Below are 22317 nucleotides of genomic sequence, written 5' to 3' on the forward strand. Positions count from 1 at the left end.
GCCGACGAGAGGACCGTTTTGAGCACATCGTGGACGCCCGGCGGGATGGGCGGGGCCGGCCTGGAGGGCATCCTGCGTCAGGCGCAGGAGCAGCAGCGCCGGCTCGCGGACTTCCAGCGGCAGCGCGCCGAGCTGCGGGTCGTCGGAGAGAGCCCGGACGGCCTGGTCCAGGTCACCGTCGACGGCGACATGAAGGTCGGCGACATCGAGATCGACGCCCGGGCGATGCGGCTGGACAGCTTCAGCCTGGCCGAGTCGCTCCAGGCCGCCATCGACGCCGCCTACGACGCGCACGCCGAGCGGCAGCGCGAGCTGCTGGAGGAGATGCTCGGCGGTGCCGACCTGGTCCGGCGGGCCGAGGCGGGCAAGGTCACCCCCGAGGAGTGGTTCCAGCAGTTCGGGGTGGATCTCAACGACCCGCTGCGCCGGCTGCGCGGCTGACGAGAGGAGAGGGTCCGTGGCCAACGTCGTCGACGTCGACGCCATCCGCAAGGCCGGGCAGAAGCTCGCGGCCGCCGACGGCCCGATGGCCTACCTGCGCAACGCGCAGCGGGCGCTGGAGGGCGTCAAGCTGTCGGGCATGTCCATGACGTTGCTCGGCCTGTCCGCCGTCAGCGCGCACAACGATGCCGTCGACGGTCACCTCGACAACCTGCGCACCGGCGTCGAGCACCTGGAGCGGGCCGCCGCCAACCTCGAACAGAGCGCGCTCAACTGGGAGAAGTCGGACCAGCCCTGGGTGGTCAAGTGACCTCGCGGGTGCGGGACGCAGGGAGGGCTCGATGCCGGAGATCCTGATCGCGAATTCCTCGGGCTCGGTGGTGGGGACGCACAGCGTCGCCGCGCAGACCGCGCCGGTCCGCTCGCTGGCCGGGGCGGCCCGGGCCAACTGGGTGTGGCTCGTCGGCGCCGCCTTCCTGACCGCCGCCATCATCCACCTCGAGACGTTCGACAACGACGAGGTCAACCAGTCCATCAAGGAGTGGGGCGACGCGGCCCGCTTCCTGGGCGGCGACCAGTTCGGCGCGGCGCTGGAGAGCGTGATCCCGTCCAGCGAGGAGTGGGACTTCGACGACCGGGACGCGTTCGACGCCTTCGTGCAGAAGCTGAACGCCGAGATCGGGGCGCTCGCGGAGGCGCTCAACGCCAACAAGGAGGCGCTGACCGCCGTCCGCGACCACTTCAACGCCTCGATCGACGCCCTGGTCGGCGCGCTGGTGCCGATCCTCATCGCGGTCATCGCGGCCGTGGCCCTCCAGGCGTTCCCCGCGACCGCGCCGCTGGCGCAGGCGATCGGGGTGGCCGGCCTCACCGCCACCGCGGCGATCCTCGGGCTCATCTTCACGGACATCGGCGCGCTGTTCTCCACGGTGGCGTCGGCGTTCCGCGGTAACAGCCAGTACAACTTCGTCTCGGACTCCCGTCCGGGCTGGGCGACCGGCGACGCCGACCCCGACATCCAGGACATCCAGATCGACTGGGTGCAGGACCCGGGCTTCTACCGGGCCTGAGCGGCCGGGCCGAGAGGTGGGTGCCACCGTGTGGCAGAGCATGTTGTTCGGATACGCGCTGGCGACCATCCCGGTCTTCATCGTCCTGGGGCTGGTCGCGCAGCTCACCCGGTCGCGCCTGGCCCGTAGGGCGATGGAACTCGTCCTGCTCAGCGGGGTGGCGGCATTCGCGCTGGCCCTCGGCACCCTCGCCGACGACGCGGTGCAGTGGGTGCTCGTATCGATGCTCGCCCTCCTCTTCGTGGTCGGAGTGGTGCTGCACGTGCGCTCGTACTCCCGTTCCGCCTAGGTCAGGGGCCGCTCCGGCGGCGGTCGGACGACCACTCGGGGCAGGGCTGCGGGGCAGGACACCGTCCGCTACGGTCTTGGCTGAGTGTCCGTCGGTGGGGTGATTGCCTTGCGGCGGGGGAGGACGCGGCGACTGCGCCGCCACAAGAAGACGGAAGGGTGTGAAGCATGGCGTTCGAGGTCGAAGCAGCGACTCTGCATACCGCCGCGGGTGACGTGCGCTCCACGCGCAGCGATGTCGACGGCGAGCTGAAGAAGCTGTGGAACGTGGTCGACGACCTGGCCATCGCCTGGAAGGGGCAGGCGTCCACCGGCTTCCAGTCGCTCATGCAGCGCTGGAACGAGGACACGGGCAAGCTGCTGACGGCGATGGACAACATCGCCGACCTGCTCGACAAGTCGGGTACGACGCACCAGGTCAACGACGAAGAGCAGCAGCAGATGCTGGACAAGTTCCACTCTGCACTCAACCCGTGATCCGCCGAGACGAGCAGAGGAGGAACTCATGAGCATCAAGGTCGACTACGCGGTCCTCGAGAGCAGCAACCAGCAGATGATGGCCATCTCGAAGACCATCGACGAGAAGCTGGACACGCTGCGTTCGATGCTGTCGAAGCTCCAGTGGGACGGCGAGGACCGTGCCGCCTACGAGCAGCACCAGGCGCAGTGGGACGCCGCCGTCCGGGACATCAACAAGATCCTGAACGACATCGGTGGCGCCGTGGGCATCGCCCGCGAGAACTACGTCAGCACCGAGATGAGCAACGCCAAGGCGTGGAACTGACACAGTCGCCGACGCGGCTCCGGTCCGGTTCGACCGGGCCGGAGCCGCGTCGCGTTGTGCGCCGATAGGTCCTGGGAGAATCATGCGTGCGGGCAAGCCTTCGCGGTCCAAGCTCCGGCTGGCCGTCGCGGCGCTGACGGTGGTCGTCGGCGCCGGTTCCGGTCCACTGGCCGCGCCGGCCCCGGCCCGCGCCGACACGGTGCGCGGCCTCCAGTGGTACCTCGACACCCTGAAGATCCCGCAGGCACACAAGCTCACCAAGGGCAGGGGCGTGACCGTCGCGGTCATCGACACCGGGGTCAACCCCAACCTGCCGGACCTGCGCGGGCAGATCCTGCCGGGCAAGGGCATCGGTTCCGGGACGGCGGCCGACGGTCGCCGCGACGACGACGCCAGGAAGGCCCACGGTTCGGCGATGGCCGGGATCATCGCGTCCCGGGGCGGTGGCGCGATGCGGCACCTGGGCATCGCCCCCGAGGCGAAGATCCTGCCCGTCGCGATGGGTGACTCCTTCGATTCGGCAGACCTCTCGAAGGGCATCCGCTGGGCGGCCGACGCCGGCGCCGACGTGATCAACATGTCCGTCGGGACGGGCACGGCGGCGACACCCGACGAGATCGCCGCCGTCCGCTACGCCCTGGACAAGGACGTCGTGCTGATCGCCTCGGCCGGCAACCGGCTGCAGAACGACCGCGTCGTCACCAGCCCCGCCAACATCCCCGGCGTCATCGCGGTGACCGGGCTGGCGAAGAACGGCGAGTTCTTCGCGCAGAGCGCCACCGGTCGCGAGGCCGTGCTCGCCGCGCCGATGCAGGAGATCATCTCTCCCCGGTCCGCGTCCGTGTCGTCCAACGGCTACGGCATCGGCAGCGGCACGAGCGACGCCGCCGCCATCACCTCCGGGGTGGCGGCGCTGGTCCGCGCCAAGTACCCGGACCTCGACGCGGCCAACGTGGTCAACCGGCTGATCCGCACCGCCCGCGACCTGGGCCCGGCCGGCCGCGACAGCCAGCACGGCTTCGGCGCGGTCGATCCGCTCGCCGCGCTGACGCGATCGGTGCCGGCGGTGGACGCGCACCCGCTGCTCGCCGGCGACCCGGACGGCGCCGCCCCGCCCGCGGGGGCGGCCACACCGCGGAAGGACGACGGGCCGGCGGTGTCGATCAGCATGAAGAAGGACACCGGCGCACTGGTGCAGGGGGCGCTCTGCCTGCTCGTGCCCGTCGCGTTGCTGATCCTCGTGATCGTGCTGGTGCGCCGGTCCCGCCGGAAGGCGGCCGTCGCCCGGCCCGGCCCGCCCGGATACCCGCCGCCCGGCTATCCACCGCCCGGTTATCCACCGCCGGGCTATCCGCCGCCCGGCGGGGCACCGGGCACGCCCGCACCGCCCCAGGCGGGACCCCCGCCCGGGTACGGCCCGACGCCCACCGGCGGAACCCACCCGTACGGTGCGCCGCCGGCACCACCTCCGCCGACCCCCGGCGGACACCAGCAGTAAGCCACATTGTCAGTCGGCGACGGGGAGGAACCGATGACGGACGACCGGACGAGCCCACAGGTGGACAGGACGGACCAGCCGGACGAGATCCGGGTGGACACCCCGTACATGCCCATCACCCCGCTGGCACCCACCGTGCACGTCAGCGGCATCACGATGGACAACGTCAACCGGGCGCAGACCCCCTCCGGCCTGGTGCCGGGGTCGGGCGAGAGCGGCGACAACACGGAGTGGGACGCGTCCAGCCTGGACAAGGCCATCGAGTGGTTGGAGTCGCACGCCTCGTTTCTCAACAAGCAGTCGTACACGATGGTCGAGATCCAGGACCGGATGGGCGGCGCGGCGGCGTCGGGCGGCATGAACGGCGTGGGGGGCGGGGCGACGAGCCCGCTCGGCGCCTTCGACCGGGCGGGCGACCTGGCCCGCAAGCACGGCAGCCTCTTCACCACCACGCAGCAGAGCGTCCGCAAGCTCGCCGAGGACCTCTACCAGGCCGCCAACGCGCTGCGCGAGGTCAAGGAGAACTACGAGACGGCGGAGAAGGCGAACGCCATGTCCGCCGCCGAGATGGAGCGCGCCTTCAGCCAAGCCGCCACCAACGGATCCAACGGCTGATCGGGAGGGTGACAGGATGCCGAGCTGGGAAGAGATGTGCCAGCAGATCGTCGTCGCGGGCAGGCCGGGCGACGTCACCAGCGCCGCCCTGGGCTGGGAGCAGCTGCTGAAGAACCTGAACTCCGTCAAGGAGAGCCTGGAGACGAACGTCGCCGATCTCGGTGAGGTGTGGAAGGGCCCGGCGTACGAGTCCTTCAAGACCCACATCAAGCAGATCGCCACGGACACGGGCCGGGTCGTCGACGACGCCGAGAAGCACAACGGCATCGTCCAGTCGCTGAAGACCGCCGCCGACAAGCTGAGCGCCGCGCAGGCCGAGTTCCCCATCCCCGCGAGCTGCGTCAACGACGTGCTGGAGGCGCGCAACGGCCGCATCGTGATCGACACGGGCCTCTTCGAGATGAAGGTCAAGCCCGACTTCCTGGGCCTGCTCGACCCGCTCACCTCGCTCGCGGACTGGCTCAACGACAAGTCCGACGAGGCGGCCAAGGTCTACAACCAGGTCAGCGGCGAATACGTGACCATCGACTCGGGCACGCCCGGCCAGACCACGCCGGGCACCACCCAGTCGCCGGACGTGCAGACCCCGGACCTCGGCGGCGGCCCCGGTGCCGGCAGCACCGGCGGCGCGCCCAGCATGGGCGGGATGCCCTCGACCGGTGGCATGCCGGGCGGTGGCATGCCGTCGCTCAGCGGGGCCGGCGTACCCGAGACCGGGACCACCGGGATCGGCTCCACCGCGCATCCCGGCCTGACCACCGGCGGCTACGACCCGAGCGGTGGTTACGACCCCAGCGGTGGCTACGACCCGAGCACGGGCAGCCTCGCCGACGACTACGGCAGCGGCCTGGCCGGTGCCGGCGCCCCGACGGTTCCCGCGCTCGGCGGCGGTGGCGGTGGCGGCAGCCTGCCCGGCACCACCGGGCTCGGCGGCGGTGGCGGTGGCGGGCTGGGCGGCGGGGGCGTCATCCCGGGCGGCGGCTCGCTCGGCCGGCCGGTCAGCCCCAACATGGGCCCGATGATGGGCGGCGGCGCGGCCGGCGCCAATCGCGGTGGCGGCCGGGGCGCCGGTGGCAAGCTCGGCGCCGGCGGCAAGCTCGGTGCGGGTGGCATGGGCCCGATGATGGGCGGTGCGGCCGGTGGGGCCGGCCGTGGCGGCGGGCGCGCGGGTGCCGCCGGCGTGGGCGCCAAGGGCGTCGGTGCGGGCGCGCGGGGCGTCGGTGGCATGGCCGGCATGGGTGCCGGCTACGGCGAGGAGGAGACCCCTCGCAACACCTGGCTGGAGGAGGACGAGGACGTCTGGGGCGCGGACGGCGGCGGTACGCCGGGCATCCTGCGCTGACGGAGTCACGCCGGGCGCCGTCCACCGCACCGGTGGGCGGCGCCCGACGCTGTCCGGGCGGGTTCGGGGCGGTACGGGAGAAGGGCGTCAGCCGGTCGTGGCGTCCGTTGCGGACGGGCGGCGGCCCGGGCGCCAGCCCCGGCGTCGCCCGCGGATCAGGATCGGCTTGACGGACAGCAGCAGCGCGGCGACGAGCGCGCCGACGGCGGCGGCCCAGACCGCGACGGTGCCCTGCCAGGCGAGCGGGTCCTCGGTGGAGGGTGGTGCCGGCATCGCGCCGGCCGGCGGGTCGGTACGGGTGCCGAGCACGGTCGCCACCGCGCGGTACGGATTCACCACCCCGTGGCCGACCTCGGCGTTCTTCCCCTCGGGCGGGCTGTCGGCCGTGCGGATCAGCCGGTCGGCGACCTGCTCCGGGTCGAGGTCGGGGTGGGCGGCCCGGACCAGCGCGGCCACCCCGGAGACGTACGCGGCGGCGAAGCTGGTGCCGCCCTGCGGCTCGGCGAGGAAGCCCTCGCCCCCGGGGGCCGGGCCGAGGATGTTCAGCCCGGGCGCCGCGAGGTCGACGTAGTCCCCGCTGACCGAGCTGCCCACGTGACCGCCCTCCTCGTCCACCCCGGCGACCGCGATCACCCCCGGGTAGGCGGCCGGGAACGCGGGCCTGTCCTGCTGGTTCTCCTGGCGGTTGCCGGCGGCGGCCACCACGACCACCCCCTCGTCGAGGGCGTAGCGGACGGCGTCGGCGAGATCCTTCCGGTCCAGGGTCACCAGCGACAGGTTGATCACGTCGGCGCCGTTCTGCACCGACCACCGGATCGCCGTGGCGATCTGCCCCGGCAGCCCCTCGTCGACGGTGGTCCGGGTGTCGGGCAGGACGCGTACCGGGAGGATCCTGGCCTGCGGCGCGATGCCGCTGAACGACGCGCCGGTGCCCTCCTTCCCGGCGATGATGCCGCCGACGATGGTGCCGTGGCCGGCGAGGTCGCAGCGGCCCTGCTGCTGCGGCAGGCCGTTGAAGTCCCGGCCCACCTTGACCTGGCCCTTCAGGGCGGGATGGAGGGCGGAGACGCCGGAGTCGATGACCGCCACCGTGACGCCGGCGCCCCGGGAGATCCGCCAGGCCGACGAGGGTTCGAGTCTCCTCAGCGGCCACGGCGTCTCGGCGGGGGCGGCGACGCCGGGGGGCCCGCAGCGGGGGACCGCCGCCGAGGCGGGCGACGGGGCGACGACGGCGGTGCCGAGCAGGACCGCGGCCGCTCCACCGAGGACCGCGCGGGCACCGCGCCCGCCTCGGCGGGCCGGCCCGGTCCCGCCCGGTCGGAAACTCTCGCGCACGCGGTGAGATTACCGCCGCGGGCCGGAGCGGCGTGCCGCCGCCCGGACCCTCGTCAGGAACGCTCGGTGGCCTCGGCCGGCTCCTGGTCGTCGGCGAAGAGGGCGAGGAGGGCGCCGACCTGCCGGTCCGCCTCGGCGGGGTGTCGGAACCGCCCGGCGGGGTTGAGCGTGTACTCGTTGCGTCGGCCCACCCGGGTGCGGTTCAGGTAGCCACCGGCCTCCAGGTCGGCGACGATCGCCTGCGCGGCCCGCTCGGTGACGCCCACCTCGTCGGCGACGTCGCGGAGCCGGGCGGTGGGGTTGCGGGCGATGGCGAGCAGCACGTGCCCGTGGTTGGTGAGGAAGGTCCAGTTGCGGGTGCTCCCGTTCTCCCCTGTCGTCGCCATGCCCGCCATCGTATGGCCCCTGCTTCGTGTTTTCCTGCGTGCCCTCGCGGCCGACGGACGCGCGGAGGCCCGGCCGCCGTCGCACCGGGGCCGCCGAACATATGAAATGCATATCACGCATCCCTTGACGTATCTTGCAGTGCGTGTGACCGTGGTGGCAGCCCGCGTCCAGCGTCGGCCCGGGTGACCAGGCCGTTCACGTGAGGTAGCGAGGTGTGGGATGAGTCGTCCCGGATCGCCAGGAAGCCAACCGGGTCCGGAGCGGACGCTCCCGGCGCCGGCCACGGGCGGGGTCCCGGCCGACGTCGGCACCGCGTTCGCCGTCCCCGCGAGTCCCGAGCAGGCGCTCGCCGAGCTGCACGCCGGCAACCGGCGGTTCGTGACCGGCGCCCCGCGCCACCCCAACCAGGACGCCGGGCACCGCGCCGCGGTCGCCGACGGGCAGCACCCCTTCGCGGTGATCGTCGGTTGCTCCGACTCCCGGCTCGCCGCCGAGATCATCTTCGACCGCGGCCTCGGTGACCTCTTCGTGGTCCGCACCGCCGGGCACACCATCGGTCCCGAGGTGTTGGGCAGCGTGGAGTACGCCGTCACGGTCCTGGGCACGCCGCTGGTGGTGGTGCTCGGGCACGACTCCTGCGGAGCCGTCCAGGCGGCGCGTACGGCGGACGCCACCGGCACCCCGCCGGTCGGGCACCTGTGCGCCGTGGTGGACGCCGTGGTGCCCAGCCTGCGCCGGGCCGCCGCCGAGGGCGTGGACGACATCGACGGCATCGTCGACATCCACATCGCGCACACCGTCGAGGCGATGCTGGGCCGCTCCGCCGTCCTCGCCGCGGAGGTGGCCGCCGGCCGCTGCGGGGTGGTCGGCATGTCGTACCGGCTGACCGCCGGCGAGGTGCGGACGGTGGCCGAGGTGCCCGCCCGCACGGCCGACGCGCCGGAGGCGGCGGCCAGCGCCGCGCTCGCCTGACTCCGCCCGCCCGGCAGGTCGTCGCGGCGGGCCCGCATGACGGCAGAGGGCCGCTCCCGCGTCCGGCGGGGCGGCCCTCTGTGTACGTGTGGTCCCGGCTAGAGCAGTGACACGTGGACGTGGTCGGTGTGGTTCGACGGACCGCTGTAGGAACTCCAGCCGGTCGCCGGGAACCAGATCTGTCTGTTCCAGATCACGTAGTAGATGCCGAGCCGGTCGGCGTTGCGGACCAGGAACGCGGTCAGGTTGTTGCCGTACATGTAGGTGTCGTCGTTGTGCCAGGGGGAGAAGCCGCTCTTCTGCAGCGACCAGTCGCAGGCCCGGCCCTTCGGGTGCTCGTACGGCCCGCCGGGGCGGTAACAGCCGACGAACCGGTTGAAGCCGGCCCGCTTGACCTCCTTGTACATGTGCAGGGTGCGCGCGGTGATGCGGCCGGAGGTGGTGGGGTCGTCCTCGGTGGCTGACAGCGGGGTCCAGTCGCCGTCGGCCGTCCGTCCCGGCGCGATCTTCGCCACCGGCGAGGTGGCGACCACCTTGCCACTGGTCAGCCCTCTGCCGCCGACCAGCGCGAGCGCCTTCTCCGCCTCCCGCTTGCCGCGCGCCATCTCGTTTGTCAGCTTCTGCTGTTCGCGGACCTCGGTGTCGAGCGCCAGCTTGGCCTGCTCGGCGCGGTCCTTGACCGCGTTAACCTCGGCGAGCTTCTTGGAGTTGACCAGATTGAGCTCGTCGAGGGCGGCGGCGCGCTTGACGAACGAGTCGGGGCTGGCGGTGTCCAGCAGCATGGACACCGCGCCGATCCGCCCGGTGCGGTAGGACTGGGCGGCGATCTGGCTGACCTGGGGGGCCAGCGCGTTCAGCTCGGCCTGCGCCCGGGAGACCTCCAGGGCCAGTTCGAGCTGGCGCTTCTTCGATTTCGCCAGCTTCGCCTTGGCCTGCACGAAGGACCGGTTCCGGGCCTCGATGAGGTCGTCGAGCAGCTTGGGCTCGTCGTCCCCGTGCCCGGAGGGCTTGGGCGGGGTGGGCGCGGCCGCCGCCGGGAGAGGTCCGGCGAAGACCGCCAGGGCGGCGAGTACGGCCACCACGGGCGTCAACCAGCGGCGTAGGGGTGCCGTCACAGTTTTCCCTTCCGTCGACCGCCGACCGGGTTAGCTGACGGGTTCGGGGCGGAAGTGGCCCCTACCGCTGGCGCGGATTCACCCCACGTACCTGGGTCCCCGGTTCGCCTCGCGGCGATTGGGCGGCGGCACCGCAGGCGCCGCTGCGCGCCTTCGGCGGTGACCGGCAGCGAGGTTACCCGAGAACGCTCCCGGGGATCTACGTCCCTAAGCCGACTAAATGCGTTATTTCGTAATGGCGGACGGTGACCAGTGATGCGTTTATCAGCCCGGACGTCCTGTTCGGTCACGCTGAGGAGCGTCACCATGCGGTGTCCGTACTTCTGCCCCCGTCGGGCCATCCGGCGGGCGTGGCGGCCGGCGTGTCTCCACGCGGCCCGCTGAGGGCCTCCAGCGCCTCGGACCGGTCGGTCGCCGGCCGGGGCGTCGGCGCGGTCGCGGGCGCGGCGCGGTCGGTGGCGTCCCCGCCGCGTCGGCCGGCCGTGGTCACCAGGGCCGCCAGCGCGGTGGTCAGCGGCACGGCGGCGATCAGGCCCAGGGTGGCGACCGCGCTGCGGACGATCTCCTGGGCGAGGAACTCGCTGGTGAGAAGTTGGGTCACCGCCCGCGAGTCGGCGGTCAGCAGGAGCAGCACCGGCAGCGAGGCGCCGGCGTACGCCAGCACGATGGTGTTCACCGTCGAGGCGATGTGCGCCCGGCCGACCCGGGTCGCCGCCCGGTAGAGCTGCGTCCGGGACAGCCCGGGGTTGGCGTGCGCCAGCTCGGTGACCGTGGCGGCCTGGGTCACCGTGACGTCGTCCAGCACGCCGAGGGAGCCGATGATGATCCCGGCCAGCAGCAGCCCGTGCAGGTCGACGTCGGCCTGGTACATCGACAGCGTGGTGGCGTCCTCGGAGCCGAACCCGGTCAGGTGGGTCGCGGCGGTGGCGATCGTGCCGAGGACACCGGTCAGCACCAGGCTGCCCAGCGTGCCGAGCACGGCGACCGAGGTCTGCGCCGTCACGCCGTGGGTCAGGTAGAGCACCACGAACATGATCAGAGCGGCGCCGACGACCGCGACCAGCAGGGGCGGGTTCCCGGCGCTGATGCCCGGCAGCACGAAGGTCAGCAGGATGGCGAAGCTCGCCGCCAGGCCGCCCAGCGCGGCCAGCCCGCGCCACCGCCCGAAGGCGACGATGGCGGCCGCGAAGAGCGCCACCAGCCAGACCAGCGGCTTGCCGCGCTGGTGCTCGGCGATGTTGTAGGTGCTGGCCGTGGGGTCGGCGGGGTCGGTGAGCTCGACCAGGATGATCTCGTCGTCCACGGCGACGGTCGGCGCGCCGGGGCCCGCGGGCACCGGCGTCTCCACCTGCTGGCCGGCGTCGGGGCCGTCCTGCACCCGTACGGTGACCGTGCCGCAGGGGCCCTGCGGCGCGTCGGGGCTCCCCTCCGGGGCCTCCGGGGCGGGCGGGCACGGCTCCGTCACCACCCGGGTCACTGTGCCGTGGTAGCGGGGTGCGTCGGTGCCGGTCGCCGGGTCGGGCGCGTCCCACGGCCAGAGCACCAGGGCGGCGATCAGCGTGGCGACGAAGAGGGGCACCACCGTCGCGACGAGGATCCGCCGCACCCCGGGCGGGGCGGACGGAGCGGGACGGGTGTGGTCGGCGCCCATCGAGTGTCTCCCTACGAATCCAGGGCGGGGTACGTGCCGGCGGGGCCGGTCGGTTCACCCGTCGCCGCGTGGCCGGGACGGGGATCGCTTCCGGGAGGCGCTGCGGTCACGTACCGCGGTCCTGGGCCCCCGCCCGGTCGCGGGTGGGCGGGGCCGCCGCCCGGCGGGGCGCGCGGGGCGGGCGGTGCGGAATCCGGAGGGCCACCGGCCGAATGGTAGCCACCCCGACATCCGGGCGCAGGTCGTGCGGGTGGTGTCGGAGGAATGGCGTCGCCGTGGGGCCCGCGTTTCTCGCGGGGCCGGGCGCCGGGGCGGGTCAGCCGCGCTTCATCAGGCGGCCGACGGCGGCCATCATCTCCGTGGCCATCTCGTCGGCGCGGCCCTCGGCCGCGCCCTCGCGCATGCAGTGCCGGGCGTGCCCGTCGAGCAGCCCCAGCGCGACCTTGTCCAGGGCGGCCTGGATCGCGGAGATCTGGGTGAGCACGTCGATGCAGTAGCGATCCTCGTCGACCATCTTCTCGATGCCACGGACCTGCCCCTCGACGCGGCGCAGCCGCGCGAGCAGCTGATCCTTGGTGGCGGTGTAACCCCTGGTCGGGGTGGGCGTCGGTGTGGTCATGGGGTCGAGGATACCGTACCCCTCGGGGGTATGGTACGTTCGCTTCTGGCCGGGATACCCCCACCGGGTACCGGTACATGGCACAGGCATCGGTCCGCCTCCGAATTACCCCTGGGGGGTATAGGCTGGGGGCGTCGAGAGGAGAGTTCCATGATCACCACGACGTACCAGGTGCAGGGCATGACCTGTGGGCACTGCGCCACCGCGGTCAGCACCGAGGTCGGCGCGATCCCGGGCGTCAGCGACGTCCAGGTCGACGTCACTGCCGGTCGGGTCACCGTCACCAGCGAGGGCCCGTTGGAAACCGACACCGTGCGCTCCGCCGTCGACGAGGCCGGTTACGACCTCGTCGGCGCCTGAGATCGGGCACGGGGAAAACGAGGCACACCATGAACACGGCGACGAAGCTGAGCGGTTTCGCCCTCGGCCTCGCGGTGGTGTTCGGCGCGACGTACGGGGTCGGCCGGGTGGCCGACCCCGTGGCGCCGCCCGCCGAGGCCCCGCACGAGGCCGGCGGGGGGCACGGCGAGGACGGCGGAGCCGGACACGGAGGCGACAACGGCGCGGCGGCGCACCTGCCCGGCGGCCTGCTCGTCTCCGACCGTGGCTACACCCTGCGTCCGGTGGACGCCCCGGCCGGGCAGTTCGCCTTCCAGGTCACCGGTCCCGACGGCCGGGCGGTGACCGCGTACGACGTGGCGCACGACAAGCGCATGCACCTGATCGTGGCCCGCCGCGACCTCTCCGGCTTCCGGCACGTGCACCCCGAGATGGCGCCGGACGGCACCTGGCGGGTCGACTCGCCGCTCGCCGGGCCCGGCGTCTGGCGGGCGTTCGCCGACTTCACCCCGACCGGGGGCGAGGCGCTGACGCTCGGCGTCGACGTGACCGTCCCCGGCGCGCTGACCGGGCGGCCCCTGCCAGCCCCGGCGACCAGCACCACGGTCGACGGCTACACCGTCACGCTCGCCGGCGCCCCGGAGCCCGGCCGCACCGCCGAGCTGACCCTGACCGTGAGCCGCGCCGGCGCACCGGTCACCGACCTGGAGCCCTACCTGGGCGCGTACGGCCACCTGGTGGCACTGCGCCAGGGCGACCTGGCGTACCTGCACGTGCACCCGCACGGCGAGCCGGGCGACGGACGGACGCGGCCCGGCCCCGAGGTGAGCTTCTCGGCGGAGATGCCGTCGGCCGGGGCCTACCGCCTCTACCTGGACTTCAAGCACGGCGGCGTGGTGCGTACCGCCGAGTTCACCGTCGTCGCCGGCAGCCCGACCGCGCCGGGTGTCCCGGCGGCGACCAGCTCCCCGACGGCGGGCACGCCCGCCGCCACGAGCTCCCCGACCACCGGCGCCGACCACGGCGTCCCCGGTCACGGGCACGACTGACGGGAAGCATGATGACCACCAAGCCTTTGCTGACGGCACCGAACCAGATCGAGCTGGCGATCGGCGGGATGACCTGCGCCTCCTGCGCCGCCCGGATCGAGAAGAAGCTGAACCGGATGGACGGGGTGACCGCCACCGTCAACTACGCCACGGAGAAGGCCACCGTCCGGTACGCCGACGAGGTCACCCCGGACGAGCTGATCGCCACGGTGGAGAAGACCGGCTACACGGCGGCCCTGCCGCCCCCGCCCACGCCCGCCGGGGGCGAACCGGCCGCCGAGTCGGTGGACGAGCTGCGTGGCCTGCGTACCCGGCTGTGGGTCTCGGCCGTGCTCACCGTGCCGGTGATCGTGCTGGCGATGGTGCCCGCCTGGCAGTTCGACTTCTGGCAGTGGCTGTCGCTCACCCTGGCCGCCCCGGTCGTGGCCTACGGCGGGCTGCCCTTCCACCGGGCGGCCTGGATCAACCTGCGGCACGGCGCGGCGACCATGGACACCCTGGTCTCGCTCGGCACCCTGGCGGCGTTCGGCTGGTCGGTCTGGGCGCTCTTCCTCGGCACCGCCGGGACGCCGGGGATGACCCACCCGTTCAGCCTCGCCATCAACCGCTCCGACGGCGCCGGCAACATCTACCTGGAGGCGGCGGCCGGGGTGACCGTGTTCATCCTCGCCGGCCGCTACTTCGAGGCGCGGGCGAAGCGGACCGCCGGCGCGGCCCTGCGGGCCCTGCTCGAACTCGGCGCCAAGGACGTCGCCGTGCTGCGCGGCGGCACGGAGACCCGGATCCCGGTGGACCAGCTCGTGGTGGGGGACCGGTTCGTCGTGCGGCCCGGTGAGAAGATCGCCACGGACGGCGTGGTCGACGAGGGCACCTCGGCGGTCGACGCCAGCATGCTCACCGGCGAGTCCGTCCCGGTCGAGGTCGGCCCGGGCGAGCCCGTGGTCGGCGCGACCGTCAACGCGGGCGGCCGGCTGGTGGTCACCGCCACCCGCATCGGCGGCGACACCCAACTGGCCCAGATGGCCCGGCTGGTCGAGCAGGCGCAGACCGGCAAGGCGGCGGTGCAGCGGCTGGCCGACCGGATCTCCGGCGTCTTCGTGCCGATCGTGATCGCCCTCGCGGTGGGCACTCTCGGCTGGTGGCTCGGCAACGGGTCGGGCGGCACCGCCGCGTTCACCGCCGCCGTGGCGGTGCTGATCATCGCCTGCCCGTGCGCCCTCGGGCTGGCCACGCCGACCGCCCTGCTGGTCGGCACCGGCCGGGGCGCGCAGCTCGGCGTCCTGATCAAGGGGCCGGAGGTGCTGGAGTCCACGAAGCAGGTGGACACGGTCGTGCTGGACAAGACCGGCACCGTCACCACCGGCCGGATGACGCTGGTGGACGTGGTCCCGGCGGCCGGCGAGGAGCGCGGGGAGCTGCTGCGGCTCGCCGGGGCGCTGGAGTCCGCGTCCGAGCACCCGATCGCCCGGGCCGTCGCCGCCGGCGCGGCCGAGGCGGGCGTACTGCCGCCGGTGACCGGGTTCGCCAACGCCGAGGGGCTCGGCGTGAGCGGGACGGTCGACGGCCGGGAGGTGCTCATCGGTCGGCCCCGGCTGCTGCGGGAGCACGGCCTCGACGTACCGGAGGAGGTCGCGCGGGCGGCGGCCACGGCGGAGGCCCAGGGGCGGACGGCGGTGCTGGCCGGCTGGGACGGCCGGGCCCGCGGGGTCCTCGCGGTGGCCGACGTGGTCCGACCGACGAGCCGGGCGGCGATCGCACAGCTGCGCGCGCTCGGCCTGACGCCGGTGCTGCTGACCGGCGACAACACCACCGTCGCCCGCGCCGTGGCCGCCGAGTTGGGCATCGACGAGGTGGTCGCCGAGGTGCTGCCCGCCGACAAGGTCGACGTCGTGCGGCGGCTCCAGGACAAGGGGCGGGCGGTGGCGATGGTCGGCGACGGGGTCAACGACGCCGCCGCGCTGGCCCAGGCCGACCTCGGCCTGGCGATGGGCACCGGCACGGACGTGGCGATCGAGGCGTCCGACCTGACCCTGGTCCGGGGTGACCTGATGGCCGCCGTGGACGCGATCCGGCTCGCCCGGCGCACCCTCGGCATCATCAAGGGCAACCTGTTCTGGGCCTTCGCCTACAACGTGGCGGCGCTGCCGCTGGCCGCCGCCGGCCTGCTGAACCCGATGATCGCCGGCGCCGCGATGGCCTTCTCCTCGGTCTTCGTGGTCGCCAACAGCCTCCGGCTGCGGGGCTTCCGCCCGGTCTCCTGACCTCTCCGCGCCGTGCCGCCGGCCCCGTCCGTCAGGGGCGGGCGGCACGGATCGTGGCCGGCCCGCCGGCCTGCCGGCCGGGCGGTGGGTGACCGGACGGTTGGACCGTGGCGGTGCGGGGTATTCGAAAGGCGTACCGGCACCGCCAATCCGGAGGTTGACATGGGTTTCGAAGATAAGATCAACAACACGACCGAGGACGCGGCCGGCAAGCTGAAGGAAGGCGCCGGCCGGGCCACCGACAACGAGCGGCTCGAGGCCGAGGGGCGCAACGACCAGGCCAGCGCCAAGCTCAAGCAGGCCGGCGAGAAGATCAAGGACGCCTTCAAGAGCTGACCCGCGTACGCGCCCTCCGCCGGATCGGTCACCAGCCGACCCGGCGGAGGGCGTACTGGCGCGTCCGGCGGACGTTTCCCCCGGCAGGCGCCACTCGTTGGCAGGTCGACGTCCCGCCGCCCGGCGCCGACGGCACCTGTGCCGTCACCTCCGGGAAGGCCGAGACCCCGAACGGGAGGTCCCGTGTCCCGATCCGTCGTCTACGCGCGCCGCGCCGCCGCCACGGTGGCGCTCGGGGTGCTGGCCGTGGGTTGCCAGGACACCGCGCGGGAGGAGACCGCCCGGACCGGCGCGGCCCCGGCGAGCCCGACGGCCCCGGCGAGCGCCGCCCCGAGCCCCTCCCCGGTCGCCACGACCGCCGCCAACACCGTCGAGGTCTGCCGCGAGGTCGACCAGCTCATCCTTGCCGGCAGCCGGAGGATCGCCACCGACTCGGCGGCCTCGGTCACCCGCGACCTGACCGGTGAGCAGGTCGCCGACCAGCTCCGGCGCAACCTGGCGGGGCTGGCGGACGACGTACGCGCGCAGGCCCGTCGCGCCGCCGACCCGGAGATCCGCGCCCTGATCCAGGAGACCGCCGACCGGATCGACGCCGGTTCCCGGGCGTCCCGGCCGGCCGCCTGGATGGACTCGACCTTCACCGCGATCCCACCGAAGCTGACCCGCGAGTGCCGCGCCTGAGGTCGACGGGCACGTCGCCCGGCGTCGTCGACGCCTGACCCGGGACGCCGGCCGGCATGCACCCCCGTGCCGCACGCCGCCCGGCGTCCGTCAACGCGGCTCCCGTAGCTGCCGGGACCTGTCGGTCCCCGTCAGCCGGGCGGCCCGCAACTCCAGGTAGCGCTGCTCCGGCAGGCTCGTCGTCCCCCGGGCCGCAGCCAGGTACGCCGCCCGCGCCCGCCCCGGTTCGCCGGCCAGCTCCAGCAGGTGGGCGCGGACGGCGGCGAGCCGGTGGTGCCCGGCCGTGCGGTCGTCGTCGTCGAGCGGGGCGAGCAGGGCCAGGCCGGCGCGGGGACCGTCCACCATGGCCACCGCGACGGCCTGGTTCAGGGTGACCATCGGGCTCGGGGCGGTCCGGGCGAGCAGCCGGTAGAGCGCCAGGATCTGCCGCCAGTCGGTGCGCCCGGCGGACGGGGCCTCGGCGTGCACGGCGGCGATCGCCGCCTGGAGCTGGTACGGGCCGGGCGGTGACCAGGTCAACGCCTCGGTGACCAGCGCGGTCCCCTCGCCGATGGCGGCATGGTCCCAGCGGTCGCGGTCCTGCTCGGCGAGCGGGACCAGCTCCCCGGCCGGCCCGGTGCGGGCGGCCCGGTGCGCGTCGGTGAGCAGCATCAACGCCAGCAGCCCCGTCACCTCGCCGTCGCCCGGGAGCAGCCGGTGCACCAGCCGGGCCAGACGGATCGCCTCGGTGGTCAGGTCGGCCCGGTGCAGGTCCGGCCCGCTCGACGCGGTGTACCCCTCGTTGAAGATCAGGTAGAGCACCTGGAGCACGGCCCGTAGCCGCTCGTCCCGGTCCCCGGGGGCGGGCATCGTGAACCGCGCCCCGGCGGCCTCGATCCGCTGCTTGGCCCGGCGGATGCGCTGGCTCATCGTCGCCTCGGGCACGAGGTACGCCCTCGCGATCTGCGCGGTGGTGAGGCCGCCGACCGCCCGTAGCGTCAGCGCGACCTGAGCCGACCGGGCCAGCGCCGGATGGCAGCAGAGAAACAGCAGGGCCAGCGTGTCGTCCCCCGCCGGTGGCTGTTCGTCGACGGCCGGCGCGACCGTCGCGTACGCCGGCTCGCGGGCGGCCAGCGCGGCCTCCCGGTTGCGCCGGGCGCGCTCGCTGCGCCACTCGTCGGTCAGCCGGCGCGTGGCGACGGTGAGCAACCACGCCCGGGGGTTGTCCGGCACGCCCTGTTGCGGCCACTGCACGGCGGCGGCGAGCAGCGCCTCCTGCACGGCGTCCTCGGCGGCGTCGAACTGGCCGTGCCGGCGGACGAGCAGGCCGAGGACCTGCGGCGCCAGGTCGCGCAGCAGGTCCTCCAGGTGGCCTCCGCTCACATTTCCGTCCCGGCCTCGTCCATGATCGCCCGCACCTCCAGCACGCCGAAGCCCCGCCGCACGTCCGGCCAGCTGGCGGCGATCTCGGTGGCCCGCTCGGGGCCGTCGCAGTCGACCATCAGGTAGCCGGCGAACTGTTCCTTGCTCTCCATGTACGGCCCGTCGGTCACCTCCGGCCGGTTACCGGCCAGCCGGACCGTACGCGCCTGCGACGGGTCGGCCAGGGCCTGGCCGCCGAGGAACTCGCCCGACTCGGTCAGTTCCCGCATGAGTTCGTCGACCTCGCCGAAGAGCGCGCTGCGCTCCTGCTCCGACAGCCCGTCCACGAACCCCGGGCGGTTCCAGATCAGCAGCATGTACTTCATCGGGTGCTCCTCGTTTCCTCGGCCGAGCCCATGGTGGCGCGTTTCCGGTGAGGGGTCGGAGCCGACCCGCCGGTTCCGACAGCCGGCGGTACGGAATCTCAGCGCCGGCCGCGTACCTGGCGCTTCGGGGCGGGGCCGGCGCCGAGCGAGGCGCGGTCGGCGGCGGAGGTGCCCGACGACCAGCCCTCGGCGTCGCGCACCGTGAGCCGCCCCCGGACCACGCCGGGGAAGAGTGTGTCGAGGCGTTCGCGTACCGCCTCGGCGCGGGTGGCGAGCACCGGCAGCAGCCGCTCCGGCCCGGCCTGCGCCGTCGCCTCCCGGTCGGCCGCGTCGGTGGCGGCCCGCAGCCGCTCGCCGATCCGCAGCGCGAAGGCGTTGAGGAAGGACTCGTCGTAGTCCCGGGTCCGCCGGCCGGTGCTCCTGGCCCGCCGTTCCCCCCGGCCGCGCAGCATCGCGGTGGTGGCCTGCACCAGCAGCGAGGTGTAGAGCAGCTCGACCGCCTCCAGGTCGGCCGGCCAGCCCAGCACGGTGGTGAAGCCGAGGTCGTCGGACCAGACGGCCTCGCAGCGGTTCGCCGCCGCCACCTCCTGCGCCAGCAGCGCCTTCGCGCCCGCGTACGGGGGCTCGGTGCCGAGGCGCATCCCGCCGGGCCGGTCGGCGGGCTCGGCGGCGCCCGCCAGCAGCGCCTGGTCGATGCTGTGCCGGGCGATCAGCTCCTGGGCCTTGCCGGTCAGCGCCTCCGCCTCGGCCGGGTAGGTGGTCGACTCCGCCTTGGCCAGCAGCGCCCGCACCCGGTCGAGCATCCGGGAGCCGCTGCCCGACCCGCCGCGCGCGACGGCCGTACCGGGCGCGCCGGGCGGCGGGCGCAGCACGGCGATCGGCGGAAGCCCCTCGATCAGGGCCAGCGCGTCGACCGCCGCCCGCAGCGCGGTGAACCGGTCGCATCCGGCGCGGGCGGACCAGGCGGCCAGGTGGCCCTCGTCGGCGTCCCACCACACCCCGGCGCCCAGGTCGCGCAGCTGGTCGTCCCACCACGGCGGCACCGGGTCGGCCAGCTCGCGGCGCTGCGCGGCGAGCGCGTCGGTGACCAGCCCGGCCGCCCGGGGGTCGAGCCGGCGGGCGGCGAGTCGGCCGAGGTCCACCGGCTGCCAGCCGCGCTGGGCCAGCCGCCCCACGCCCCGCGCCAGGCGGCGCAGGAGCGCGGCGTCCACCGCCGCCGCGCCGTCCGCGGCGCCCGTCCCGATCATCAGCCGGTCCAGCTGCCGCTCCGCGAGGCGTACGTCGGTGCCGCGTACCGCCGCGAGCGCGTCGTTGACCAGTTCCTCGGCGTCCGGCACGGCCGTGTCCTCCTGGGGTCTGCTTCTTCCGCGCCGGGAAACGATCGTCGCCCGCCCGCCGAAGGTACCGCCGGGCCCGCCCGCCGTCCGCCGGTCGTGACCCGTGCCACCGGAAGGCCCCGGCCCGGCCGCCCCGGCGGCGGGGAACTTCCGCATGGTTCGGCCGGTCCCGGGTAGTTCGGGGGTGTCGAGCGATGCGAGGTGCTGGGATGGCGGGACCGTGGTTGCCGGGCGACGGCTCCGGCGCACCTGATCTTCGCCGGTCGGTCCTCGCCGCCGCGGTGATCGGGGTGGCGGTGATGGCTGCCGTCGACGAGATCGTCTTCCACCAGATCCTCGGTTGGCACCACTTCTACGACCGGTCCACCCTCTCCGTCGGGCTGCTCTCCGACGGGCTGCTGCACTCGGCCGAGCTGCTCGCCCTGGTCGGCGGCTTCTTCTGGTTCGCCGACCTGCGCCGCCGGGGCGCCCTGGTGCCCCGGGCCGCCTGGGGCGGATTCCTGCTCGGCGCCGGGGCGTTCCAGCTCTTTGACGGGATCGTCGACCACAAGGTGCTGCGGCTGCACCAGATCCGCTACGGGGTGCACCTGCTCCCGTACGACGTGGTGTGGAACGTGGCGGCGGTGGCGCTGCTGCTGCTCGGCGTGTGGGTGACCTGGCGGGTGCGGTCCCGCTCCGGCCGCGACGCCCGGTGACGGCGCTCGCGCACACCGGTGCCGCCGCGGGGCCCGCCCCGCTGCCGCTCGCGGCGGTCGCGTTGCTCGCCGCCGGCTACCTGCTGGCAGTGTCCCGGGACCGGCGGGGCTGGCGTCGCCGGCGTACGGTCGCCTGGCTGGCCGGCTGCGCGGTGCTCGCGGTCGCCCTCGGCCCGCTGGCGGGCGGGCCCGGCGACCCGCGCGTGCACATGGCCCAGCACCTGCTGCTGGGCATGGTCGCGCCGCTCGCGCTGGCCCTCGGCGCGCCGGTGACCCTGCTGCTGCGGGTCGTGCCGCCGGCGACCGGCCGCCGGGTGGGCCGGTTCCTGCGGGCCCGGCCGGTGCACGTGCTCGCCCATCCGGTGACGGCGGCACTGCTGACCACCGGCGGGCTGGCGCTGGTGCTGCTCACGCCGCTCTACGCGGCGGCCGAGCGGAACCCCGTGCTGCACCACGCCCTGCACGTGCACTACGTGGTCGCCGGCTACCTGTTCGCCTGGTCGGTGGCCGGCCCGGACCCGGCGCCGCGCCGGCCGGGCCCGGCGGTGCGGGCCGGCGCCCTGCTCGCGGCGGGGGCCGGGCACGCCGTGCTGGCGAAGTACCTCTACGCGCACGCCGCCACCCTGCCCCCCGGGCTGCCCGAGCGGGACGTCGACGCGCTGCGCGCGGCGGCCCGGTTGATGTACTACGGCGGCGACGTCGCCGAACTGCTGCTCGCCACCGCTCTCTTCGCCGCCTGGTACCACCGGCGTCGGCCCCGCCGACCGGCACCCTCCGCCGGCGCGCGCCCGCCCGGAGGCGAGGTCGTCCCGATCAGCCGGTGTACGCCTTCCCGGCCGTCAGCCGGAGCGTGAACCCGGCCTCGTCGCGCTGCCAGGTGACGTGGTTGCAGGACTGGTAGGTGATCCAGAGGCCGAGCCCGCCGGGGGCGCCGTCGGACACGGGGAGCAGCCCGCAGAACGGATCGCCCGGCCCGTCGCCGCCGTCGCTGACCGTCGCCACGATACGGTCGTCGCCGGCCCACACGCGCAGTCGGACCGGCGGCCTGCCGTGGCGCAGCGCGTTGGTGACGATCTCGCTCACCGCGACGACCAGATCCTCCACGTCGTCGACCGGCACCTGGCCCTGGTCGACCTTGTGCACGGCGGCACGCGCCTCGGCCGCCGTCGGGTCCGTCAACTCCACGGCCGGCGGCTGCGCCTGGAGGGGGTCGGGCACGACCCGGGGGCCCTGTCGCAGGTATTCCCTCGGCGGCGTCCAGGTCGGGCTGGGCACGTGCCGCCCGTCGGGGGTGGCGAACCGGGGGTGCGTCCGGGCCACGTCCGCCAGCACCTCCGGCGGCGTGATCCGGTTGTCGTACGCGCACATGCTCCACAGCGGGAAGTCGTCGTACGCGTGGTTTATCGCCGACTCGTAGCGGGCCCACCAGTCCCAGGTCGCGCCGAACGAGACCGGGGGCACCTCACCGATGATCCGGATCTGCCCGGCGCCGGCGGCCACCTGCTCGGCGAGGAGCTGGCGGTAGGAGCGGATGGCGGCGGCGGGCCGGGCGTAGACGTCGCCGCCGGGCAGGAACTCGACCCCGGAACCGGCCGGCAGCGCCGAGCGGACCAGCCCGCCGGTGCGCTCGCCGAGGGCCACGAAGGTCGGCTCGCCCGCCTCGACGCCGCCGAGCAGGAACGGCACCGCCACGGCGAGCAGCTCGTCATCGGAGTCGTAGCGCACGGCCTCGTGGTAGTAGCCGTGGTGCTGGGCGGCGGCACCCGTCCTCATGG

At 74.3% G+C, this 22317-nt stretch carries 26 protein-coding genes and 1 riboswitch; of the genes, 17 read left to right on the forward strand and 9 right to left on the reverse strand.

Annotation, left to right across the window (positions count from 1 at the left end; translation table 11 throughout):
* Window positions 1-18: 18 nt before the first annotated feature.
* The 9 genes from RM555_RS04350 to RM555_RS04390 all read left to right on the forward strand — a co-directional run bounded on the left by RM555_RS04350 (window position 19) and on the right by RM555_RS04390 (window position 6038).
* Window positions 19-441, forward strand: a complete 423-nt coding sequence (locus tag RM555_RS04350) for a YbaB/EbfC family nucleoid-associated protein (protein WP_311410552.1) — start codon at window positions 19-21, stop codon at window positions 439-441.
* Window positions 442-457: 16 nt separating this feature from the next.
* The gene (locus RM555_RS04355) at window positions 458-751 is read left to right on the forward strand and encodes a hypothetical protein (RefSeq protein WP_121396953.1); all 294 of its coding nucleotides are present in this window, start codon (window positions 458-460) and stop codon (window positions 749-751) included.
* Between the two features lie 31 nt (window positions 752-782).
* Window positions 783-1511 carry a hypothetical protein gene (locus tag RM555_RS04360; RefSeq protein ID WP_311410553.1) on the forward strand — a complete coding sequence of 243 codons (729 nt, stop codon included), beginning with the start codon at window positions 783-785 and terminating at the stop codon, window positions 1509-1511.
* A 40-nt stretch (window positions 1512-1551) separates the two neighbouring features.
* Window positions 1552-1800, forward strand: a complete 249-nt coding sequence (locus tag RM555_RS04365) for a hypothetical protein (RefSeq protein WP_311410554.1) — start codon at window positions 1552-1554, stop codon at window positions 1798-1800.
* A gap of 167 nt (window positions 1801-1967) precedes the next feature.
* The gene (locus tag RM555_RS04370; RefSeq protein ID WP_089002280.1) at window positions 1968-2276 is read left to right on the forward strand and encodes a WXG100 family type VII secretion target; all 309 of its coding nucleotides are present in this window, start codon (window positions 1968-1970) and stop codon (window positions 2274-2276) included.
* Between the two features lie 28 nt (window positions 2277-2304).
* Complete coding sequence (locus tag RM555_RS04375) at window positions 2305-2583, forward strand: WXG100 family type VII secretion target (RefSeq protein ID WP_101413905.1); 279 nt, start codon at window positions 2305-2307, stop codon at window positions 2581-2583.
* A gap of 82 nt (window positions 2584-2665) precedes the next feature.
* Entirely contained in the window at window positions 2666-4081 is a 1416-nt protein-coding gene (locus tag RM555_RS04380) for a S8 family serine peptidase (protein WP_311410555.1), read from the forward strand.
* A gap of 33 nt (window positions 4082-4114) precedes the next feature.
* Window positions 4115-4696, forward strand: coding sequence for a hypothetical protein (locus RM555_RS04385; RefSeq protein ID WP_311410556.1), 582 nt, complete (start codon window positions 4115-4117; stop codon window positions 4694-4696).
* Window positions 4697-4712: 16 nt separating this feature from the next.
* Window positions 4713-6038: a WXG100 family type VII secretion target gene (locus tag RM555_RS04390; protein WP_311410557.1), complete on the forward strand. Its 1326-nt coding sequence runs from the start codon at window positions 4713-4715 to the stop codon at window positions 6036-6038.
* An 87-nt stretch (window positions 6039-6125) separates the two neighbouring features.
* Here the strand turns inward: RM555_RS04390 and mycP are convergent, their stop codons facing one another.
* Both mycP and RM555_RS04400 read right to left on the reverse strand, forming a co-directional pair.
* Window positions 6126-7373, reverse strand: a complete 1248-nt coding sequence (mycP, locus tag RM555_RS04395; protein WP_311410558.1) for a type VII secretion-associated serine protease mycosin — start codon at window positions 7371-7373, stop codon at window positions 6126-6128.
* 53 nt (window positions 7374-7426) lie between these two features.
* A complete protein-coding gene (locus RM555_RS04400; protein ID WP_311410559.1) occupies window positions 7427-7768 on the reverse strand; it encodes a helix-turn-helix transcriptional regulator in 342 nt (113 codons plus the stop codon).
* A gap of 211 nt (window positions 7769-7979) precedes the next feature.
* On the opposite strand from RM555_RS04400, the gene RM555_RS04405 reads away from it, so the two are divergent.
* Window positions 7980-8732 (forward strand): carbonic anhydrase, encoded by a 753-nt coding sequence (locus RM555_RS04405; protein WP_311410560.1) that lies wholly within the window; start codon window positions 7980-7982, stop codon window positions 8730-8732.
* Window positions 8733-8830: 98 nt separating this feature from the next.
* Here the strand turns inward: RM555_RS04405 and RM555_RS04410 are convergent, their stop codons facing one another.
* The 3 genes from RM555_RS04410 to RM555_RS04420 all read right to left on the reverse strand — a co-directional run bounded on the left by RM555_RS04410 (window position 8831) and on the right by RM555_RS04420 (window position 12117).
* Window positions 8831-9847 carry a coiled-coil domain-containing protein gene (locus tag RM555_RS04410; protein ID WP_311410561.1) on the reverse strand — a complete coding sequence of 339 codons (1017 nt, stop codon included), beginning with the start codon at window positions 9845-9847 and terminating at the stop codon, window positions 8831-8833.
* Window positions 9848-9850: 3 nt separating this feature from the next.
* Window positions 9851-9982, reverse strand: a riboswitch (cyclic di-AMP (ydaO/yuaA leader).
* A gap of 166 nt (window positions 9983-10148) precedes the next feature.
* On the reverse strand, window positions 10149-11498 hold the full coding sequence (locus RM555_RS04415) for a YibE/F family protein (RefSeq protein ID WP_311410562.1): 1350 nt from the start codon (window positions 11496-11498) through the stop codon (window positions 10149-10151).
* A 316-nt stretch (window positions 11499-11814) separates the two neighbouring features.
* Window positions 11815-12117 (reverse strand): metal-sensitive transcriptional regulator, encoded by a 303-nt coding sequence (locus RM555_RS04420; RefSeq protein ID WP_132231828.1) that lies wholly within the window; start codon window positions 12115-12117, stop codon window positions 11815-11817.
* Between the two features lie 150 nt (window positions 12118-12267).
* On the opposite strand from RM555_RS04420, the gene RM555_RS04425 reads away from it, so the two are divergent.
* The 5 genes from RM555_RS04425 to RM555_RS04445 all read left to right on the forward strand — a co-directional run bounded on the left by RM555_RS04425 (window position 12268) and on the right by RM555_RS04445 (window position 16783).
* Window positions 12268-12477, forward strand: coding sequence for a heavy-metal-associated domain-containing protein (locus tag RM555_RS04425; protein ID WP_311410563.1), 210 nt, complete (start codon window positions 12268-12270; stop codon window positions 12475-12477).
* Window positions 12478-12506: 29 nt separating this feature from the next.
* Entirely contained in the window at window positions 12507-13505 is a 999-nt protein-coding gene (locus tag RM555_RS04430; protein WP_311410564.1) for a hypothetical protein, read from the forward strand.
* 8 nt (window positions 13506-13513) lie between these two features.
* On the forward strand, window positions 13514-15766 hold the full coding sequence (locus RM555_RS04435) for a heavy metal translocating P-type ATPase (RefSeq protein ID WP_311410565.1): 2253 nt from the start codon (window positions 13514-13516) through the stop codon (window positions 15764-15766).
* A 162-nt stretch (window positions 15767-15928) separates the two neighbouring features.
* Window positions 15929-16102, forward strand: coding sequence for a CsbD family protein (locus RM555_RS04440; RefSeq protein ID WP_132231820.1), 174 nt, complete (start codon window positions 15929-15931; stop codon window positions 16100-16102).
* Window positions 16103-16285: 183 nt separating this feature from the next.
* On the forward strand, window positions 16286-16783 hold the full coding sequence (locus RM555_RS04445) for a hypothetical protein (RefSeq protein WP_311410566.1): 498 nt from the start codon (window positions 16286-16288) through the stop codon (window positions 16781-16783).
* A gap of 90 nt (window positions 16784-16873) precedes the next feature.
* On the opposite strand, the gene RM555_RS04450 is transcribed toward RM555_RS04445, so the two are convergent.
* The 3 genes from RM555_RS04450 to RM555_RS04460 all read right to left on the reverse strand — a co-directional run bounded on the left by RM555_RS04450 (window position 16874) and on the right by RM555_RS04460 (window position 19847).
* The gene (locus RM555_RS04450; protein WP_311410567.1) at window positions 16874-18145 is read right to left on the reverse strand and encodes an RNA polymerase sigma factor; all 1272 of its coding nucleotides are present in this window, start codon (window positions 18143-18145) and stop codon (window positions 16874-16876) included.
* Window positions 18142-18510 (reverse strand): YciI family protein, encoded by a 369-nt coding sequence (locus tag RM555_RS04455; RefSeq protein ID WP_311410568.1) that lies wholly within the window; start codon window positions 18508-18510, stop codon window positions 18142-18144. The genes RM555_RS04450 and RM555_RS04455 overlap by 4 nt, the downstream gene beginning before the upstream one ends.
* A 98-nt stretch (window positions 18511-18608) precedes the next feature.
* Window positions 18609-19847 (reverse strand): DUF2786 domain-containing protein, encoded by a 1239-nt coding sequence (locus RM555_RS04460; RefSeq protein WP_311410569.1) that lies wholly within the window; start codon window positions 19845-19847, stop codon window positions 18609-18611.
* A 209-nt stretch (window positions 19848-20056) separates the two neighbouring features.
* Between RM555_RS04460 and RM555_RS04465 the strand changes: the two genes are divergently transcribed.
* Window positions 20057-20542: a DUF2243 domain-containing protein gene (locus RM555_RS04465; protein ID WP_311410570.1), complete on the forward strand. Its 486-nt coding sequence runs from the start codon at window positions 20057-20059 to the stop codon at window positions 20540-20542.
* The gene (locus RM555_RS04470) at window positions 20539-21396 is read left to right on the forward strand and encodes a cytochrome c oxidase assembly protein (RefSeq protein WP_311410571.1); all 858 of its coding nucleotides are present in this window, start codon (window positions 20539-20541) and stop codon (window positions 21394-21396) included. The genes RM555_RS04465 and RM555_RS04470 overlap by 4 nt, the downstream gene beginning before the upstream one ends.
* Here RM555_RS04470 and RM555_RS04475 read toward each other — a convergent pair.
* Window positions 21356-22315: a sensor histidine kinase gene (locus tag RM555_RS04475; RefSeq protein WP_311410572.1), complete on the reverse strand. Its 960-nt coding sequence runs from the start codon at window positions 22313-22315 to the stop codon at window positions 21356-21358. The two genes, RM555_RS04470 and RM555_RS04475, sit on opposite strands and share 41 nt — an antisense overlap.
* Window positions 22316-22317 lie beyond the last annotated feature (2 nt).

It is taken from the genome of Micromonospora reichwaldensis (genome assembly GCF_031845925.1).
Lineage (GTDB): Bacteria > Actinomycetota > Actinomycetes > Mycobacteriales > Micromonosporaceae > Micromonospora > Micromonospora reichwaldensis.

What these genes read in the sequence shown, in the direction of transcription:
- RM555_RS04390 (WP_311410557.1), top strand. Translation starts at nt 4,713, where the DNA reads ATGCCGAGCTGGGAAGAGATGTGCCAGCAGATCGTCGTCGCGGGCAGG.
- RM555_RS04385 (WP_311410556.1), top strand. Translation starts at nt 4,115, where the DNA reads ATGACGGACGACCGGACGAGCCCACAGGTGGACAGGACGGACCAGCCG.
- RM555_RS04475 (WP_311410572.1), bottom strand. Translation starts at nt 22,315, where the DNA reads ATGAGGACGGGTGCCGCCGCCCAGCACCACGGCTACTACCACGAGGCC.
- RM555_RS04465 (WP_311410570.1), top strand. Translation starts at nt 20,057, where the DNA reads ATGGCGGGACCGTGGTTGCCGGGCGACGGCTCCGGCGCACCTGATCTT.
- RM555_RS04380 (WP_311410555.1), top strand. Translation starts at nt 2,666, where the DNA reads ATGCGTGCGGGCAAGCCTTCGCGGTCCAAGCTCCGGCTGGCCGTCGCG.
- RM555_RS04435 (WP_311410565.1), top strand. Translation starts at nt 13,514, where the DNA reads ATGATGACCACCAAGCCTTTGCTGACGGCACCGAACCAGATCGAGCTG.
- RM555_RS04400 (WP_311410559.1), bottom strand. Translation starts at nt 7,768, where the DNA reads ATGGCGGGCATGGCGACGACAGGGGAGAACGGGAGCACCCGCAACTGG.
- RM555_RS04415 (WP_311410562.1), bottom strand. Translation starts at nt 11,498, where the DNA reads ATGGGCGCCGACCACACCCGTCCCGCTCCGTCCGCCCCGCCCGGGGTG.
- RM555_RS04365 (WP_311410554.1), top strand. Translation starts at nt 1,552, where the DNA reads ATGTTGTTCGGATACGCGCTGGCGACCATCCCGGTCTTCATCGTCCTG.
- RM555_RS04425 (WP_311410563.1), top strand. Translation starts at nt 12,268, where the DNA reads ATGATCACCACGACGTACCAGGTGCAGGGCATGACCTGTGGGCACTGC.
- RM555_RS04375 (WP_101413905.1), top strand. Translation starts at nt 2,305, where the DNA reads ATGAGCATCAAGGTCGACTACGCGGTCCTCGAGAGCAGCAACCAGCAG.
- RM555_RS04440 (WP_132231820.1), top strand. Translation starts at nt 15,929, where the DNA reads ATGGGTTTCGAAGATAAGATCAACAACACGACCGAGGACGCGGCCGGC.
- RM555_RS04430 (WP_311410564.1), top strand. Translation starts at nt 12,507, where the DNA reads ATGAACACGGCGACGAAGCTGAGCGGTTTCGCCCTCGGCCTCGCGGTG.
- RM555_RS04420 (WP_132231828.1), bottom strand. Translation starts at nt 12,117, where the DNA reads ATGACCACACCGACGCCCACCCCGACCAGGGGTTACACCGCCACCAAG.
- RM555_RS04405 (WP_311410560.1), top strand. Translation starts at nt 7,980, where the DNA reads ATGAGTCGTCCCGGATCGCCAGGAAGCCAACCGGGTCCGGAGCGGACG.
- RM555_RS04370 (WP_089002280.1), top strand. Translation starts at nt 1,968, where the DNA reads ATGGCGTTCGAGGTCGAAGCAGCGACTCTGCATACCGCCGCGGGTGAC.
- RM555_RS04455 (WP_311410568.1), bottom strand. Translation starts at nt 18,510, where the DNA reads ATGAAGTACATGCTGCTGATCTGGAACCGCCCGGGGTTCGTGGACGGG.
- RM555_RS04360 (WP_311410553.1), top strand. Translation starts at nt 783, where the DNA reads ATGCCGGAGATCCTGATCGCGAATTCCTCGGGCTCGGTGGTGGGGACG.